Source organism: Lentzea sp. NPDC037011 (assembly GCF_055607425.1).
Genome location: NZ_JBVJRT010000006.1, coordinates 235332 through 251497, shown reverse-complemented (window position 1 = coordinate 251497; position 16166 = coordinate 235332). Strand labels below are relative to the sequence as shown.

Annotated in this window: 18 protein-coding genes; 11 read left to right on the top strand and 7 right to left on the bottom strand. The window is 67.4% G+C overall.

The window, feature by feature from the left end; all coding sequences use genetic code 11:
• Window position 1 precedes the first annotated feature (1 nt).
• Entirely contained in the window at window positions 2-2005 is a 2004-nt protein-coding gene (locus ACZ7CH_RS20415) for a hypothetical protein (RefSeq protein ID WP_470374581.1), read from the bottom strand.
• A gap of 522 nt (window positions 2006-2527) precedes the next feature.
• Between ACZ7CH_RS20415 and ACZ7CH_RS20410 the strand changes: the two genes are divergently transcribed.
• Window positions 2528-3040, top strand: a complete 513-nt coding sequence (locus tag ACZ7CH_RS20410) for a DinB family protein (RefSeq protein WP_470374580.1) — start codon at window positions 2528-2530, stop codon at window positions 3038-3040.
• Here ACZ7CH_RS20410 and ACZ7CH_RS20405 read toward each other — a convergent pair.
• Together ACZ7CH_RS20405 and ACZ7CH_RS20400 are read right to left on the bottom strand one after the other, a co-directional pair.
• Window positions 3033-4049 carry a flavin-containing monooxygenase gene (locus ACZ7CH_RS20405; protein ID WP_470374579.1) on the bottom strand — a complete coding sequence of 339 codons (1017 nt, stop codon included), beginning with the start codon at window positions 4047-4049 and terminating at the stop codon, window positions 3033-3035. The genes ACZ7CH_RS20410 and ACZ7CH_RS20405 overlap by 8 nt on opposite strands.
• A 56-nt stretch (window positions 4050-4105) precedes the next feature.
• Window positions 4106-4942 (bottom strand): helix-turn-helix domain-containing GNAT family N-acetyltransferase, encoded by an 837-nt coding sequence (locus tag ACZ7CH_RS20400; protein ID WP_470374578.1) that lies wholly within the window; start codon window positions 4940-4942, stop codon window positions 4106-4108.
• 98 nt (window positions 4943-5040) lie between these two features.
• Between ACZ7CH_RS20400 and ACZ7CH_RS20395 the strand changes: the two genes are divergently transcribed.
• Window positions 5041-6372 carry an FAD-dependent oxidoreductase gene (locus ACZ7CH_RS20395; RefSeq protein WP_470374577.1) on the top strand — a complete coding sequence of 444 codons (1332 nt, stop codon included), beginning with the start codon at window positions 5041-5043 and terminating at the stop codon, window positions 6370-6372.
• A complete protein-coding gene (locus ACZ7CH_RS20390; protein WP_470374576.1) occupies window positions 6335-6949 on the top strand; it encodes an MFS transporter in 615 nt (204 codons plus the stop codon). Before ACZ7CH_RS20395 ends, ACZ7CH_RS20390 begins: the two co-directional genes overlap by 38 nt.
• On the opposite strand, the gene ACZ7CH_RS20385 is transcribed toward ACZ7CH_RS20390, so the two are convergent.
• A complete protein-coding gene (locus ACZ7CH_RS20385; RefSeq protein WP_470374575.1) occupies window positions 6946-7347 on the bottom strand; it encodes an arsenate reductase ArsC in 402 nt (133 codons plus the stop codon). The two genes, ACZ7CH_RS20390 and ACZ7CH_RS20385, sit on opposite strands and share 4 nt — an antisense overlap.
• A 14-nt stretch (window positions 7348-7361) precedes the next feature.
• Window positions 7362-8000, bottom strand: a complete 639-nt coding sequence (locus tag ACZ7CH_RS20380; RefSeq protein WP_470374574.1) for an arsenate reductase ArsC — start codon at window positions 7998-8000, stop codon at window positions 7362-7364.
• Between the two features lie 85 nt (window positions 8001-8085).
• Here ACZ7CH_RS20380 and ACZ7CH_RS20375 point away from each other — a divergent pair, with 85 nt between their 5' ends.
• The 3 genes from ACZ7CH_RS20375 to ACZ7CH_RS20365 all read left to right on the top strand — a co-directional run bounded on the left by ACZ7CH_RS20375 (window position 8086) and on the right by ACZ7CH_RS20365 (window position 9788).
• Window positions 8086-8415, top strand: coding sequence for an ArsR/SmtB family transcription factor (locus tag ACZ7CH_RS20375; protein WP_470374573.1), 330 nt, complete (start codon window positions 8086-8088; stop codon window positions 8413-8415).
• Between the two features lie 70 nt (window positions 8416-8485).
• On the top strand, window positions 8486-9559 hold the full coding sequence (gene arsB / locus ACZ7CH_RS20370; RefSeq protein ID WP_470374572.1) for an ACR3 family arsenite efflux transporter: 1074 nt from the start codon (window positions 8486-8488) through the stop codon (window positions 9557-9559).
• Window positions 9546-9788 carry an FAD-dependent oxidoreductase gene (locus tag ACZ7CH_RS20365; protein WP_470374571.1) on the top strand — a complete coding sequence of 81 codons (243 nt, stop codon included), beginning with the start codon at window positions 9546-9548 and terminating at the stop codon, window positions 9786-9788. Before arsB ends, ACZ7CH_RS20365 begins: the two co-directional genes overlap by 14 nt.
• Window positions 9789-10044: 256 nt before the next feature.
• Here ACZ7CH_RS20365 and ACZ7CH_RS20360 read toward each other — a convergent pair whose 3' ends face one another.
• Entirely contained in the window at window positions 10045-10773 is a 729-nt protein-coding gene (locus ACZ7CH_RS20360) for a 5-formyltetrahydrofolate cyclo-ligase (RefSeq protein WP_470374570.1), read from the bottom strand.
• A gap of 11 nt (window positions 10774-10784) precedes the next feature.
• A complete protein-coding gene (locus ACZ7CH_RS20355) occupies window positions 10785-11951 on the bottom strand; it encodes a helix-turn-helix domain-containing protein (RefSeq protein ID WP_470374569.1) in 1167 nt (388 codons plus the stop codon).
• Between the two features lie 261 nt (window positions 11952-12212).
• On the opposite strand from ACZ7CH_RS20355, the gene ACZ7CH_RS20350 reads away from it, so the two are divergent.
• The 5 genes from ACZ7CH_RS20350 (at window position 12213) to ACZ7CH_RS20330 (ending at window position 16143) form a co-directional block, all read left to right on the top strand.
• A complete protein-coding gene (locus ACZ7CH_RS20350) occupies window positions 12213-12509 on the top strand; it encodes an HC3 family zinc finger protein (RefSeq protein WP_470374568.1) in 297 nt (98 codons plus the stop codon).
• Window positions 12510-12562: 53 nt separating this feature from the next.
• Window positions 12563-13456, top strand: coding sequence for a helix-turn-helix domain-containing protein (locus tag ACZ7CH_RS20345; protein WP_470374567.1), 894 nt, complete (start codon window positions 12563-12565; stop codon window positions 13454-13456).
• A gap of 43 nt (window positions 13457-13499) precedes the next feature.
• A complete protein-coding gene (locus tag ACZ7CH_RS20340) occupies window positions 13500-14135 on the top strand; it encodes a hypothetical protein (RefSeq protein ID WP_470374566.1) in 636 nt (211 codons plus the stop codon).
• A 7-nt stretch (window positions 14136-14142) separates the two neighbouring features.
• On the top strand, window positions 14143-14979 hold the full coding sequence (locus tag ACZ7CH_RS20335; RefSeq protein WP_470374565.1) for a Scr1 family TA system antitoxin-like transcriptional regulator: 837 nt from the start codon (window positions 14143-14145) through the stop codon (window positions 14977-14979).
• A 132-nt stretch (window positions 14980-15111) separates the two neighbouring features.
• Window positions 15112-16143, top strand: coding sequence for a GAF domain-containing protein (locus tag ACZ7CH_RS20330; RefSeq protein ID WP_470374564.1), 1032 nt, complete (start codon window positions 15112-15114; stop codon window positions 16141-16143).
• The last annotated feature ends 23 nt before the right edge of the window (window positions 16144-16166 follow it).

The window sequence follows — 16166 nt, the reverse complement described above, 5'->3', positions numbered from 1 at the left end:
CCTATTGTTCAGGGCCAGAACTGTCCCAGGGTTGTTCGACCAGTGCCAGGCGGATTCGCGAAGCGGGCGGTTCGACATCGTCGGCGTTCACGGTGACGCTCAGCCGATCGGACACCATAAGACCTGAGGAGGCTCGCCGCGTGAGTTTGCGCCCGCGTCGCGACACCCGATCCCTGGACAGCTGGGCGAGCACCTTCTCCACAGGACGCCACTGGGAAGGCGGTACAGCCAAGGCGGCCGAAGTGAGGACGTGCCACGAATCGGGGTCCGCGAGCTGGATCTCTTCCAACGCCCCGAGGACTTCGCCAGGGACACCAGCGGTCGGACGGACCGGCCTGCTGCCGGTCGCGTAAGCGTAGTAGTCGTTCATGAGACTGGACGTGGTGTCGAGCATGATCAGCTGGCCGGGGCTCGGCGTCTTGGGTGCGATCCGGTGCTTACACCACGCTCCCAACGCGTCGGCTTCCACGAAGATGCGCGGTCCGCCGGCTTTGTTGATGCGGGCGCGGGTGTCGGCGTAGGCGTAGAACTCGGCGGGGTTCCTGAGGATGTCCGCGACCATGAGCAGGTCGGCGAGGTTGACGAACCACGTGCCGTCTTCGGGAACGCTTCCCCGTTTGCCGCTGTCAGGCAGCACAGAGGCGAAGGGGTCCACGCGTTCGAGGGTGACGATGATCGAGACGATGTGAGCCCTGTTGATCGTGCCATGCCACTTCCTGCGGTCTTGCTGGAAGCCGGCAGCGCCTGAGCGGAGATAGGTGACCGTTCGAGCGTTCTGGTCCAACGCCTTGTCGACGAGCTCGGCCGCCTTCTTGCGGACCCGGTCGGGAGCGCCCCGCCGGGCTGGGTCGGTCAGACGGCCGCCCTTGGCCTCGATGACGAGCGTGGCGCCTGGCTGCGCGACGAGAACGTCGATGTCAGGACGTTGCCCGTCCCATGGGTAAGTCACAGCCGCGTGGACGTCATCCGCCCCGAAGACGCTGGACAGCGCGTCACATGTCAGTTCCTCGCATGCGTCTTGTCGGCGCTTGTCGAACACTTCAAGCAGCTTCGGCTCTTGCTGGCACGCCTCGGCGGCCCAGTCCAAGGCGCAGTGGATGAAGTCGCCGGGAACAGCCCAGAGCTGACGGCCGTCAGGCGTCGCGATGATCGGGCGCCGACGCAAGGTGTTGGTGGCGTGGAGGCTGTCCAGGTCTGGTTGGCTCCCCAGAGCGATGCTCATGAAGCTCAGCAGGGGTTCCAACTGCTCCTGCGGGATCGATGTGCGCTGTGCCAGCGCAGAAGCGAGGTCGGTTTCGAGGGGAGCTCCGCCGTAGGTCGCCATGCCGGCGGCATGCGCAGCGAGGTACTGGAACTGAGTGGTGCGGTCCGCCCGTCGGGGGATCTGGTCCAGGACGACCTGGAACTCCGCCTGGACCTCACGGAGACGTTCACACTGCACGTCGAAGTAAGCGTCCGCAACGACAAGTGCGTCCCCCAGCGCGAACCCGAGCGACGATTGGGACTTGTCGGCGAGTGGCCGCACAATCGCGTTGAAGATCGGTCGCAGCTGCTCGGGATAGCCGAGCATGCGGTCGAAGCGCTGCTCGAACTCCAGGAGGTTCCGGGCACTCGTGAGCGAGTCGCGAGGCCCGACCCGGAGAGCTTTGGCCTCGTGCACCTGGTTCTCCGCCACCGCGTACTCGCGGAGGAGCCGGTCAAGGTCGTACAGGACTTGCGGGTGGTAGTCGGCTCCGAGTCGAGCGACGACGTCATCGACCGGCATGCCGGTGACGAGGCCACCGTAGAACTCGAGTACGGCGTCGCTGCCGAAGTTGGCTGGTCCGGGTAGAGCACGGCGCATGCTGGTGAGGACCGTCAACCTGCTGTAGGTCAGAAGAGGGTCTGCAGCCATTGCGGTGGCGCGAATCTCCTCCAGCAGGAGCGGGAGCTTCTGTTCGGCGACTTCGGCCCGCCGAAGCGTCTCCCGCTGCAACGCATGGAGCTCGGCGCCGTTCGGTCGCACGAACCGTCGCAGACCGTTGGAGGTCAGTCCTCCGGCTGTGATCGAGGATGAGCCCAGATACGGCGACGTCAGTCGTTCGCGACGTCGCGCCTCCCGGCCTGGTCGTGCGGCCAATGATCACCAACTAATCGCGTCGTTCGTTCGAACGGACCATACGCCGATGACTGCAGTATTCGGCGGACGTGTGACCGAGCGTGTCGTGTTCGGAACCGCGGTCATCCGTCCTCCGGTGCCCGGCTTCTCGTCGGGCGTTCTGGCTGGCTGGCGCTCATCGTGGATGTTCAGTGCAGCGACGGCATGAGCACCGCAACGCCGATGTCGCACGGCACGATGGGGGAGCACGAGTCCGTTCCAGACGTGAGCACGGGCGAGTCGCTTGCCATTCGGAGAGCAGCACCGCCATGGCGTACGCACCTCTGGGGCGCTCAACCAGGGTCAACGCTCACAACGCCAAGTCTGCACCCACGTACCGATTTCAACGAGACCCGCATCATAGCCGTCTGTCAGGTGCACACTGGAGACGTGGACACGCAGGCAGTTCACGACGACTTCGAGAGAGCGCGCGTGACGTTCCGCGCGTTGCTCGACCGCGCGACCGCGGAGGAGCTGAGGTGCCGCTCAGGCGGAACGCGGTGGACCAACCGGCAACTGCTCTTCCACATGCTGCTCGGCTTTCTGATCATGCGCGCGCTGCTGACGTTGGCGCGGATCGTCGCTCGGTTACCCGCCTGGGTCGGACGTGCCTGGGCGAGGCTGCTCAACGCCGGCACGAAGCCGTTCGACGTCGTCAACTTCGCAGGCTCCTGGCTCGGCGGCAATCTCATGCCCCACAGAGCAATGGTGGTCTTGGCTGATCGCACCATCGCCGCGTTGCACCGGCGCCTTGACCGCGAGGACGACAGCAGCCTTGCCCGAGGTATGCCCTACCCCACGCGTTGGGACCCGTTCTTCCGGGACTTCATGACACTTGCTGATCTGTACCGCTTCCCGGTGCAGCACTTCGACTTCCACCGCGCCCAGCTCTCGCTCACCTGAGGAGACGCCGCACCACGTGTGCCGCGTCGCGGCCAACACCGCGCAAGGTGGCGGAGGACAGGCTGCGCTGCCATTCGAGACCGACGAAGCCAAGACCGCGGTACAGGCGGGAGACGCCTCGGTGGTGCTCGGTGCCCAGCTCGTTCAAGTACGGCAGGTCCGGTCGATACCCGGTGGCCAGGATGATCGCGTCGACATGTTCACGCTGCTCGTCCGGCCAGACCACCTTGGAGCCTTCCAGCGCGGTGAACATCGGCCGGCGGTCCGGGCGGTGCTGGTCAAGTGCCGTTCGGTAACGGCCGGTGTCCAGGACCGGAGTCGTGAACCCGTCGGGTAGCCACGGGCCGATCGGGAGGTGGTCCAGCCCGGTGCGGTCGAGCCAGAAGTGCAGGTCGCGGCCGAACGGGCGTTGCGCGGAGAACTTCACCGGCTTGCGGGTCGCGAGAGTGACGTGGGCGTGTTCGGCGAGCTCGGCGGCGATCTGGACCGCGGAGTTGCCGGCACCGACCACGATGACGCGCTGGTCGTGGAACGGCTCGGGGGAGCGGTACTGCGCGGCGTGCAGGACGGTGCCGGGAAAGCCGTCGAGACCGGGCAGCGCCGGGCGGTGGGGTCTGCCGAAGCCACCTGTCGCGGCGATCACGATGGGCGCGGCGAAGTCGATACCGTCGTCCGTTGTGACGCGGAACCCCTTGTCGTGCACTACCTCCGTGACCCGGTGGCCGGCGCGGATGTCGGCGTCGAGGTGTGAGGCGTAGATGCGGAGGTAGTTGACGACCTCGTCGCGGTGGGGGTAGTGCTCGGGGTCGCCGGGGAACGGTAGGCCGGGCAGTGCGCTGTAGCGGGCGGGGGAGAACAGGGTGAGGCTGTTGTAGTAGTGCGGCCAGGAGCCGACCGGTTCGGTGCCGGCTTCGAGCACCAGCGGGCGCAGGCCGCGGGCGAGCAGGGTGTGGGTGGCGGCGAGTCCGGACTGGCCTGCGCCGATGACGATGGCGTCGTGGCTGTTCATGGGCACCTCGAAGTAGCCGTTGCCGTGTCCGGGAACGGTCGGGGTTGGATGTGGGGTTAGCTGGCTGCTCGGCGTTCGAGGAAGACGGTGTCGCGCCACACGCCATGGTGTTGCGCGATGCGTTCGCGGACGCCGAGGGTGCGGAAACCCGCGGAGTGGTGCAGGGCGAGGCTGGCGCGGTTCTCGGGGAAGATCGAGGTCTGCAACGTCCACAGGCCCGCGTCGTCGGCGGCCAGGACCTGCTTGCGCAGCAACGACTTGCCGACGCCTCGGCCGCGGAAGTCCGCGCCGACGTAGACGGAGGTCTCGGCGACGCCGGCGTAGCAGTCGCGTGTGGACACCGGCGTTGCGGCGGCCCAGCCCGCGACGGAGCCGTCGACCTCGGCGACCCAGCGGTGGTCTGGAAGCCACTTGGCCTCCAGGGACTTCCGGCTGGGCACCTCGGTCTCGAACGTGGCGTCGCCGGTGGCGATGCCCTCGCCGTAGATCCGTCGCACCGCGGTCCAGTCGCCGGGTTCGAGCGGCCGCACGACCACGTCGCCGGGGACGTCGGCTGGGCAGCAGGGCCGGGCTTCGAGCACACCCATCACCACGTCGGCGGCGTGCGGGAGACCCGTGCAGCAGTTCGGGTTGACGGTCACGTGGGTGGCCGTGCCCTCCTTGTGCAGCAGCAGGAAACCGATGTCGGCGAGCTTGCGGACGTGGTGCGAGCAGGTCGACTGGCTGATGCCGAGCAGTTCGGTGAGCTCGCCGACGGTCATCGAGCGTCCGGAGGTCGCGACGGCGTGCAGCAGCCGCACGCGGGTGGGTTCGGCGAGGCTCGCGAACCACTCCGAGTAGGTGGCGGCGTCCTGCGTCGCGAGCAGGCGAGGGGCGGGCACGGTGACCGTCATGGCGCAAGTATCGACGCAAATCGATGGTTGCGTCAATCGATCCACGTCGATAGAGTCCCTGGCATTGATTCGAAGTTCTTCGATGCAAGGGGTGTGCGGTGAACGAGTTGCCGGTCGTCGTGGTGGGTGCCGGACCTTTGGGTTTGTCTGCGGCGGCGCATCTGGCCGAGCGAGGCGAGCGCGTGGTCGTGCTGGAAGCCGGCGACCAGGCTGGTACCGCGGTGTCGCAGTGGAACCACGTGCGGCTGTTCTCGCGATGGAGCGAGCTCATCGACCCCGCGGCTCAGCGCCTGCTGGAGCCGACGGGATGGGTTCGTCCGGACGGCGACACGTACCCGACCGGGGCCGAGTGGGCGGAGAAGTACCTGCGGCCGCTCGCTGAGGCATTGGGTGACCGGGTGCGCCTCGGTGCGCGGGTCGTCGGTGTCGCGCGGCGTGGCCGGGACCGCGTGGTCGACGCCGGTCGCGAGGACGAGCCGCTGACGGTGCACGTGCAGAGCGCGAACGGGGAGGAGCGGTTCACGGCGCGAGCGGTGATCGACGCGTCCGGCACGTGGGGCTCGCCCAACCCGCTGGGCGGTGACGGTCTTCCCGCGGTGGGGGAGCGGGCGGAGGCCACGCGGATCAACTACCGCGTGCCGGACCTGGCGGTGGAACGGGAGAGGTACGCCGGCAAGCGGATCGCGGCGGCAGGCAGCGGGCACTCGGCGTTGACCGCGTTGGTGGCGCTGGCTGACCTGGTCGAGCAGGAACCAGGCACGAAGATCGTGTGGTTGTTGCGCCGCGGTGCGGTCGGCAACGTGTTCGGTGGCGGGGAGTCGGACCAGCTGCCTGCGCGCGGCGCGCTCGGGTTGCGTGCGAAGAAGGCCGCGGAAGCCGGACACATCGAGACCGTCACCGGATTCCGCACCGCGGCGGTCGAGCGGGCGGCTGACGGGAGCCTCGTGCTGGAGTCGTTCGACGGCCACCGCGTCGAGGGCATCGACGAGGTCGTGGTGCTGACCGGCTTCCGGCCGGACCTGTCGTGGCTGTCGGAGGTGCGGCTCGACCTGGACCCGGTCCTGCAGGCGCCCACGAAGCTCGCGCCGCTGATCGACCCGAACGTCCACTCCTGCGGCACCGTCTACCCGCACGGCGAGTCCGAGCTGCGCCATCCGGAGCCGGGCGTTTACCTGGTGGGCATGAAGAGCTACGGCCGCGCGCCGACGTTCCTGGCCCTCACCGGCTACGAGCAGGTGCGGTCGGTCGTCGCGGCGATCGCGGGGGACCACGAGGCGGCCGGACGGGTCGAGCTCGTGCTGCCCGAGACCGGCGTCTGCGGCGGCGCCGGCGTGTTCGACGCCCCGGAAGCGGAAAAGGACAGCGGCGGCTGCTGCGGTGCGCCGGAGGCGGTTGAGGTGTCGATCGGCCTCGCGCCCAGCGCGCGCTGACACCGCGGCGCAGCCCGGCCTCGACGCCGGGCTGCGCCTGGTGCTGGTCGAGCTGTGCACCACCGAGATCATCAGCTGGGGCATCCTCTACTACGCGTTCCCCGTGCTGCCGCCAACGATCAGGGCTCGGACGGGGTGGTCGCTGGCCGCGATCACGGCCGGGTTCTCCGCGAGCCAGATCATGGCGGGGCTGGTCGACATCCCGGTGGGCAGGCTGCTCGACCGGCACGGCCCGCGCGCCATCATGACCACCGGCTCGGTTCCTCGCCGTCACTACGATCCCACTGCACCTGGTCGGCCTGCGCCTGCCATGGCCCGCCTGATCGCGGGCTCAGTGCTCGCGGGCGTCACCCTCGGGATCTTCACGCTCGTGCAGGCCACCGCGATCACAGACCGGTGGGGTGCCGTCCACTACGGACAGCTCATCGGCCCGCTCGCCGCACCCGTCATGCTCACGGCTGCGATTGCGCCGTGGGCGGGCAGTGCGCTGGCGGCATGGCTCGGCAGATTCCCGGCTGTGTTCGTGGTGCTCGGCGTGCTGGAGGCCGCGTTGTCGACCGCCAGCACGCCGCGTTAGTCGAGCAGTTCGGCGACCAGGCCGCGGACTCGGCGGTCGATGTCGTCACGGATCGGCCGCACCGCATCGATGCCCTGGCTCGCGGGGTCGTCGAGCTGCCAGTCGAGGTAGCGCTTGCCGGGGAAGACGGGGCAGGTGTCGCCGCAGCCCATCGTGATGACGACGTCGGAGGCTTCGACGTCCTCGGTCGTGAGCTTTGACGGCACCTCGGCGGTGATGTCGAGACCCCACTCGGCGAGTGCCGCAGCAGCGGCGGGGTTGACCTTCTCAGCAGGCTCGGAACCCGCTGAACGCACCGCGATGCGGCCCATGCCGTAGTGCTGCAGCAGTGCGGCGGCCATCTGGGAGCGGCCCGCGTTGTGCACGCAGACGAACAGCACCTCGGGAGTGGCGGACACGGTGTTCTCCTTCTTCACGGCTTGATCTCGGTCAGCAGGTTGCGGACTCGGCGGTCGATGTCGTCGCGGATCTCCCGCACGGTGTTCAGCGGCGCTCCGGCGGGGTCCGGGACGTCCCAGTCGAGGTAGCGCTTGCCGGGGTAGACGGGGCAGGTGTCGCCGCAGCCCATGGTGACCACGACGTCGGCGGCGCGCAGGACCTCGTCGGTCAGCGGCTTGGGGAAGGCCTCGGTCAGTGCGATGCCCACTTCGTCGAGCGCGTCGGTGACGGTCTGCAGGATCGCGCCGGACGGTTTGCTGCCCGCCGAGCGCACGGAGACCTTGCCGAACGCGTGGTGCTCCAGCAGTGCTGCGGCGATCTGCGAGCGGCCGGCGTTGTGCACGCAGATGAACAGCACCTGCGGAACGGTGATCGTGGTCAAGCCTTCGGCGCGGCCCTGGTCGGTCAGCCGCTGGCGGGCGGACCGCCCAGTCAGGACCGGCAGGTAGGTGATGACGGTGGCGTTCTGCGCGAGGAGGTCGTAGGTCTCGTCCACGACCCTTGCGACGGTCTCGCGGCTGAACACGCCGTGGAAGCGGTCGGAGAGTTCGTCGGTGATCCGGAGCAGCCGGGCGGTGAGCTCGTGCTGGGGGAGTCCGCTGGTGCGGGACATCAGATCTCCTTGGACCGAAGTATGTCGATGCAGATCACACCCCGTGTATCGACTTTTGTCAATCCAAGCCGCTATGGTGCTCATCATGACGAGCCGGGACCAGATGCTGCTCGACTCGGCGACCGCCGCACGCCTGTTCAAGGCGCTCGGCGATCCGATCCGGGTCGAGCTGGTCGGGCTGGTGCGGCGGACCGAGGGGCAAGAGGCGTGCTTCTGCGACCTGGCCGACCAGTTCGACATGCCGCAGTCCTCGCTCAGCCACCACCTCAAGATCCTCGTGCAGGCCGGCGTGCTCAGTCGCGAACGCCGCGGCACCTGGAGCTGGTACCGCATCGACAACGCCGCCATCGACACCCTTGCCGCTGTGCTCGCACCGGGCGGACCGTTGCGCGACACCAGCGCTTGCTGCGACTGACTCGACCACGCCCGAAGCCGCCGATGTCCGTCATCGGGCGGTGCCGCCTGCCCAGACCCAGGAGAACCTGTTGAGCACCACGGAAACCGCGGCACCGGACGTGCTGCACCGACTGTCCTTCCTGGACAGGTTGCTGCCGGTGTGGATCGGCGTCGCCATGGTCGTCGGCCTGCTGCTCGGCCGGTTCGTGCCCGGCCTGCAGGGCGTGCTGGACGCGGTGAAGATCGGTGAGGTGTCGCTGCCGATCGCCCTGGGCCTGCTGTTGATGATGTACCCGGTGCTGGCGAAGGTCCGCTACGACAAGCTCGACACCGTCACCCGCGACCGCCGCACGGTGGTGCTGTCGCTGGTGCTGAACTGGGTTCTCGGCCCCGCGCTGATGTTCGCGCTGGCGTGGATCTTCCTCGCGGACCTGCCCGAGTACCGCACCGGCCTGATCATCGTCGGGCTCGCCCGCTGCATCGCCATGGTCATCATCTGGAACGACCTCGCCTGCGGCGACCGCGAAGCCGCCGCGGTGCTCGTGGCGCTGAACTCGGTGTTCCAGGTCGTCATGTTCGGCGTGCTCGGCTGGTTCTACCTCGACCTGCTGCCCGGCTGGCTCGGGCTGGACACCACCGCGGTCGACTTCTCCGCGTGGGAGATCGCGAAGTCCGTGCTCATCTTCCTCGGCATCCCACTGCTGGCCGGATACCTGAGCCGCAAGCTGGGGGAGCGGTCGCGTGGCCGTGACTGGTACGAGTCGAAGTTCCTGCCCCGCGTCGGCCCGATCGCGCTGTACGGCCTGCTGTTCACGATCGTCATCCTGTTCGCGTTGCAGGGCGAGAACATCACCAATCGGCCGCTCGACGTCGCCCGCATCGCCCTGCCGCTGCTGGTCTACTTCGCCATCATGTGGGCGGGTTCGTACGCACTGGGCAAGGCCTTCGGGCTGTCCTATAAGCGCACCACGACACTCGCATTCACCGCGGCAGGCAACAACTTCGAGCTCGCCATCGCCGTCGCGATCGGCGTGTTCGGCGTCACCTCAGGCCAGGCGCTCGCGGGCGTGGTCGGCCCGTTGATCGAGGTGCCGGTGCTCGTCGGGCTCGTATACGTGAGCCTGTGGTTGCGTCGTCGTTGGGCGGCTCGTGCTCAGCTCTGACGTCGTGGTGGTCGGCGGTGGTCAGGCGGGGCTGGCCGCCGCCTTCTACCTGCACCGAGTCGGCGTCGACCACGTCGTGCTCGACGCACAACCGGTGCCCGGTGGTGATGGGAAGCAGGAGGGCCGCCTTCCGGACGATCGGCGTCCTCGGTTTCGTGATCGGTGCGATCTGGATCGCGGGCGTGGACGTCAAGGTCGAGTGGGTTCAGATCGGCCGCCACGTCAGTGACACGTGCCGAACCCACCGAGATGGTTCATGTGCCTGTCCCGATGCCGGGGCAGGCGCAGGGGCAGCCTCCACCCGCGGTGGTGCCCACCACGCCCGAGGTTTCGGACACGCGTACCTGAAGCTCGGCGGCCGCCTCGTAGCACCGGTGGTGAGCTGCGCTCGTGCAGGCTGCCCACCACCGGCAGGCAGGCCTCGCGACCGTCGTTGACCTGTCAGCGCGCGGACAGATGTAACCACATGCCCAGGAAGTTGGCCGTCAACCGGGTTGCCGGTGCGCGGCTCGTCTTGCCAGCGCCGGAATCGCCGCCACCTGCGCGGCGTCGACCTCGGACCACAGGATGCCTTCGGGCCGCCGCGGAGGCCCGCACTCGATGACCTGGGTCGGTGTGACGATGAAGTCGACCGAGAAGTCGTGGCTGGTCTCCGGCAGGTCGTCCTCCACGACCTGGAGGTCGTGCACCGTCGTGACGATGGGCGTCGTGTCGTCGATGAGGCCGGCTTCCTGCAGCAGCGCGACCTCGATGTCGGCATATCCGGCGCCCTTGCCGAGCCGTGCGCCTCGGCGGTCGACCGCGACCGATCCGCACACGACGAGATCCACCTGAGGCATCTCGTCGGTGTCGACGGTTCGTGCGAACGTCGCGGCGATCTTCGGCTGAGCCGCTTCCGCGGGAGGGACGGGCAGCGAGGCCGAGTCGAGCTCGTAGAACGGCTTCACCTCTGCAAGCCGTGGTACCGCGAGGTAGAGCAGCTTGCCCTGCACCAAGCCCAGCACCCGAACAGGAGCCTGAGGCTTGTCCGGTACCGCCTTCACCACAGTCGCGGACCGCCAGATGCCGAGATCCGCGAGCCGGACCGCCGCAGCCTCGGCTCCCTCGAAGTTCGGGATCGACCCGTGCACGTTCGGTGACGCGACTCCGTGCTTCGCCAGCAGGTCCCAGACGCGGTGACGAACCTCGTTCTTGACCTCGCCGGGACTGCCCACGAAGTAGCCTCCTAGGTTGCCGCCATCACGGTCAGCAGGCGGTCGTACACCTGATCTACCACAGGCTCCGCACGCCAGGGGCGGAGTTCCCGCAGTGCGCGGAAGATCACCTTCAAGCCGCCGCCTCCCCATGTCCCCTCGACCGAGTTGATCGCCAGGTGCAGGGTTGCCGTTGCTTGTTCCAGATCGCGCTGCAGGATGTGGGCAAGGCTGAGGTTGGCCAGGACGATGCTTTGCGACTTCGACCGCGATCGCACCGTCGAGGCCACCCTCTCCAGGACCGGCTGCGCTTTGGTCGCTTCTTCCAGGCGCAGGTAACAGGATCCGGCCAGCCGGTCGTGCTGAGTGTCGGAGAACATCTCCGGGGCCGGTTCCTCCGCGGCCTTCTGGCCGAGGTGGACCTGGGCTCTGTCGAGGGCTCGATCGCAGGCACGGCGCTCGCCGAGCATCGCGTGTGCCTCAGCGGCGTGCAGCACAGCAAGTCCTTCCAGCACCTCGCTGTTCCCGCGCGCCGCCAACGCCGCTTGGTCGGTGAGCAGGAGGCCGTCGCGAGCGTCATCTTCGCCGTAGAGCGCGACATACGAGGTCCGGAGCAGCGCAATGCTCTCCAGCACGGGGTCGTTGATCTCGCGCGCCGCGTCGGCTGCACGGGCGAAGTGGGTCCTCGCCTCGGCGTGATCGCGGCGTTGAGACGCGTCCCAGGCGAACTGTCCCATCAGCGTGGCCGCCTCGGCCTCCGCCGCGAGCAGGTCCCGCTTCACCGCGTACTTCGACGCGTGCTGGCGCAGGAAACGTACTTGGCCCAGCGCTTGTCCCGCTTCCGCAAGCAATGCCGTGGACCGTTCGAGATCGTATCGCCGGCCGAGCGCGGCCACGTGCATGCGGAGTCGGGCGACCACCTCGAAGTCGGCCTTTGAGGGATTCGCGAGCACCCACTTGACTCGATCAGCGTCTTCGTCGTCGAGATGGACGCCCTGGTCGAGGAGATCGATCAACTTGGAGGTGGTGAGCTCCAGCGCCCTGGCCAGACGGCGTTGGTTCAAGGGGTCCGGGATCGACTCCCCGCGTTCCCACTTGCCGATGGTCTTCGGAGCGACTCCGATCTTCTCCGCGAGCGATTCCCGCGAGTCTCCCAGTGCCTTCCGGCGGGCGGTCAGACCCTTCCTCGGCGGTGTCATCGAGGTCTCCCTTGCACGGATTCGCCTGTTCGGCAGTCTAGCCCAAGACGCCTCGTGACCGGCCGTTTTTTTGAGATCGCTCCAATATCACCCAATTGGGGCATCTGCTCGTTTGTGCTGGTAGAGGTTCCGGAAGGGACGTTAGAGGGACATTCAAGGCAACTTCGCGGGATGGTATCGAGATCGGCGCGTTGATTGAGTAAGACATCGCCGGCGCCCGGGGGCGCTTGCTGCTCACAGGTTCACGGGAAGTGATCGGTTATGTCCCGCCCATACAAATGGCAGCCCCATGAAGGGGCACGCCACGCGATACCGCAGGAACTCGTCCTCTGCGAGTCGGGCTGCACGTTGTGTGGTCTGGAAGTAACCGTCGCGGCCGACAAGTGGCCGGACTTCGCACGCTGTTGGCCCACCTGTCCGAAGTGCGACAAGGCGTGGCGTGAGCACGAACGGCTTCTACCGTGGCCCAGGGACAAAGCGTCGGCGATGAAGCCCCGAGCATCTGGTGCAGACGATGCGGATTTGACGCTGCAAGCGCTGGCGACCAGGTCGATGTGAGTGCCTGAGCTGAGCTCGGACGCTTTTGTACCCAGCACACGAGGAACGTGGACATGGCAAAGAGGCTTTCCACCGCACGCGGTCGTGAGTTCGGTCTCGGCATGCGAGCGGCCATCGAGGGCGCCGGACTGAGCGCGCGGACGGTCGCCGAACTGTTGGGCTGGGACCCTTCCAAGGTCTCGAACGTGGTGACCGGCAAGGGCGGCATCAACGAGCGCGAGGTAGCTCTGTTGCTCGGTGCCTGTCGGGTGCACTCCGCAGAGAGGGACCGCCTGCTCGCACTCTTCTCGGCAAGGCACGTGCAGGGGTGGTGGCAGCAGCACGGTGCAGGCGCACCGATGTGGCCGCGTACGGCGCTCACCCAGCTCGCTGCGGCGAAAACTCTGATCTGCTGGCAGCCACACGTGGTGCCTACTGTGCTCCGCACGGTCGGTTACGCGCGAGAACTGCTGGCAGCATCCGCCACTGTGCCTGCCGTGGAAGAGGAAGAGCGGGCACGCGTGCTGCTCGACATGCAGAAGCTGCTGTTGAACAACAGGTTGAATTCAACCTTCTACGTTCACGAGTTTGCCCTCGGCCTTCAGGTGGGTGGACCCGAGGTGCATTCGGACCAGTTGCACCACTTGATGCTCATGGCGAACCGGAAGAACATCGAGATCAGAATCGTGCCTGCGGCGACCGGCGCGCATGCGGGCATCGCTGGTCCGTTCACGCAGTTCGAGTTCGAGAAGCATGGACCGCTGGTTTTGCTGGAAGCGGAGAACTGCAGCCTCTTCGTCGAGGCGGAGGACGCGCTCGGAGGCTACAACGCCGTTGTCCGCCAGATCGACAAGGTCAGCTTGAACCAGCGCGAGTCGATCGACTTCCTAGTGCGAATGTTCGTTGCCTTGCAAGACGCCGCTGGTGAAGAAGCGGCAACACACGAGAAAGATCAAAATAATGACTGAGGTTGCATCGCGTCCGCTCGACCAAGGAGCGGTCCGCCCCGAGATGAATCCCGCCGAGGTCAATCGCATGCTCGCGCCAAACGTCACCGCATGGTCTGATGAGCAGAACCTCCACTGCAGCTTGGTGGTGCGTGGCAACGGTCTCGCCTACGCCAACGAGATGCCTGGTGACCGCGACGAGCACGGCGTTCTCTGGGCCAAGGTCGCGGAACGCTGGCAGCAGGGCAAGCCGGAGTTCGCGCGGGTGCACCCGACCCGGCAGCGGCGCGCGATGAAAATGTTGCTGTGCCAGGTCTGCGCGGGGTCAGCCGACCGAACGACAGATGGTGTTCTGTGGCTGATGAGGGACTTCCGCGAGGAGGAGGGCCCGACCTGGCCCGAGGACATGGCTTCGGTGGAGCCTCCGATCTGTGCCCCGTGCGTTGCGATCTCGATGCAACGGTGCCCTGCGCTTCGGCGAGGAGCGGTCGCGGTGCGGGTTCGGGAGTTCGAAGTCATGGGAGTGTGGGGCGCCCTGTACCAGCCGGGCACGTTCGCGCCGAAGGTGGTCAGGCCGGCACACGTCGTCTATGGCGATCCCGACACGCGTTGGGTGGTCGCGACCGCCTCGTTCCGCTTGCTGCGGGGCTGCAGCTTCGTTCCGTTCGAGGAACTGGCCGCCTCAGTCGGCGCAGGGTGAGTGCGACGTGCCGAAGGACTTCCGAGCGACAACCCTCGAACGCGCAGTCGGGCGGCGGCTGGCTGACTGGCGCGACGAGCGACAGCTCAGTCTGACCGAGGCCGGTCGGCAGGTTGGGTTCAGCAGCGCCAAGCTCTCCATGATGGAGAACGCCGTGCAGCCGTCCGCGGTTCTCGACATCATGGCGCTCGGATACGTCTACGGGGTGTCCACTTCGGAGTGGCAGTTCGTCGTGCGGCAGGCGCAGCACGCCGAGCAGGTGCGCGCCCTCGATGACGGTGGCGTGCTCCTGGATCCCGCTGACGACCTGGTGAACCTGGTGTCCGAGGCGACCCTGTGGCGCACGTTCACGACGGATCTTGTTCCGTCGCTGCTCCAACTCGCCGACTACGCGGACGTGGTGCTGCAGAGCGACCCGGTTCGCGCATCACGGCAGGCCGCAGTCAACGAGACGTGGTTGCGCCGGCTCGGCGGCAAAGACTCGCTCCACGTTCAGGCGGTGTTCCCGGAGTCTGTGTTGCGACTGGTGGTCGGCGGGCCGCGGGTGATGAAAGCGCAGCTGTTGCACCTGATGGAGTCGAGTGAGTTGGAGTCGGTTTCCGTCAGGATCGTGCCGCGCATCGCCGGCGCCTACCCAGCGGCGGGTACGCCATTCATGCTGCTCGGCTTCCCGCATCGCCAGCACAACGACGTGGCCTACTTCGAGACGTTCATCAAGGGTGAGTACGTCGAAGATCCGGTCTTGATCGAGCGATGCGCACAGCTGTTCACGCAGCTGCGTGAGATGGCGTTGACCGAGGCGGAGTCACTGGAACTGATCGCCGAGGCCGCCGCTGAGCTGTGAGAACCGACGAAACACTCGATCGAGTGAAACAGTCGCCTGGGCTTTCGGACTCTTGGAGGAGATCCAAGCGCGGACCCTCCGGCGGAGCTAGCCTGTTTGAGCAGGCCAACCTTCGACCGGGGGGACCGAGCGATGGCGGCCGACTGGTTGTTGGTCGAGACCTTTGGCGGCACTCGCCGTGAGCCAACCGTGCTGGCTGCCGGGAGCAGTCCCAAGCACATGGTCCCGATCCGGTCTGTTCTCGGCCGCGGTCCCTTCCTCCACGATGCGCTGGCCGTGATCGCGCGCGTGGCCGAGCGCGGTGAGCCGGTGGAGACCGGGACGACCACCGGCAAGCGTCGCGTGATCGGGCATCCATTGCCGTCCTACGGCGGTTTGGTCCACGGCGTTCAGCTGTGGATCGGTCCGCTGGACGAAGATCCACCACCGCGGAATCCGGCGGGCGCGTGGCACATCAACCTCACGCGGCACGTCAGCTGCAGGTCCGACGATCTGCTCCGGCTCTACGGGACGAGGACCGACAAGTGGCGCAACGAGCACGATCTCGCGGAGCTCTTCGCCTACCAGCGGCTGCAGACGAACTCGGACGAGGCGAAGGCGCTGGCGCTCATCGTCAACGCGACCTCCGGGGCGGAGCACCTGGCCACGTGGACGGTGAACCGGGACGACGGGGTTCGGCGCGCGGTGCACTTCGCGTGCCGCTGCGTCGAGGCGAGAACACCTCAGGGCCGGGTCGAGCTCGTCGTTCGAGGTATCACCCACGACATCGGACCAGCGGAGTGCGTGCCAGCGGCACCACCGCCGATCCCTGTCCTGCTGGCTCAGCAGGTTCTCGCGGCCGAGGCGACGCCCGGACGCTGGCGGGCGATCGTCGACCTGCGCACGATGAGGCTGCTGAAGTGGCTCGACAGCCCGATGCCGGGAGTCGCGTGGACTCTCGGCGCACCACACCGTCCTGCCGTCCATCGTGAGGACCTGCGGCAGGCGGTCGGCCTGTCCAACGACCTGGCTGCGACCGGGCGCGCCGAGGGTGCGCTGCGGCTTCGAGCAGAGGACGGGACCTGGCTGAAGGTGTCTGTCTCCGCGGCCCTGATGGCGCTGGATCAACACACGACCGCGGCGCTCGTCACCCTGACCGCGCCCGATCGTGGGAAGGTCGGTTGAGCTGCAAGCTGGGGGAGGTGCTC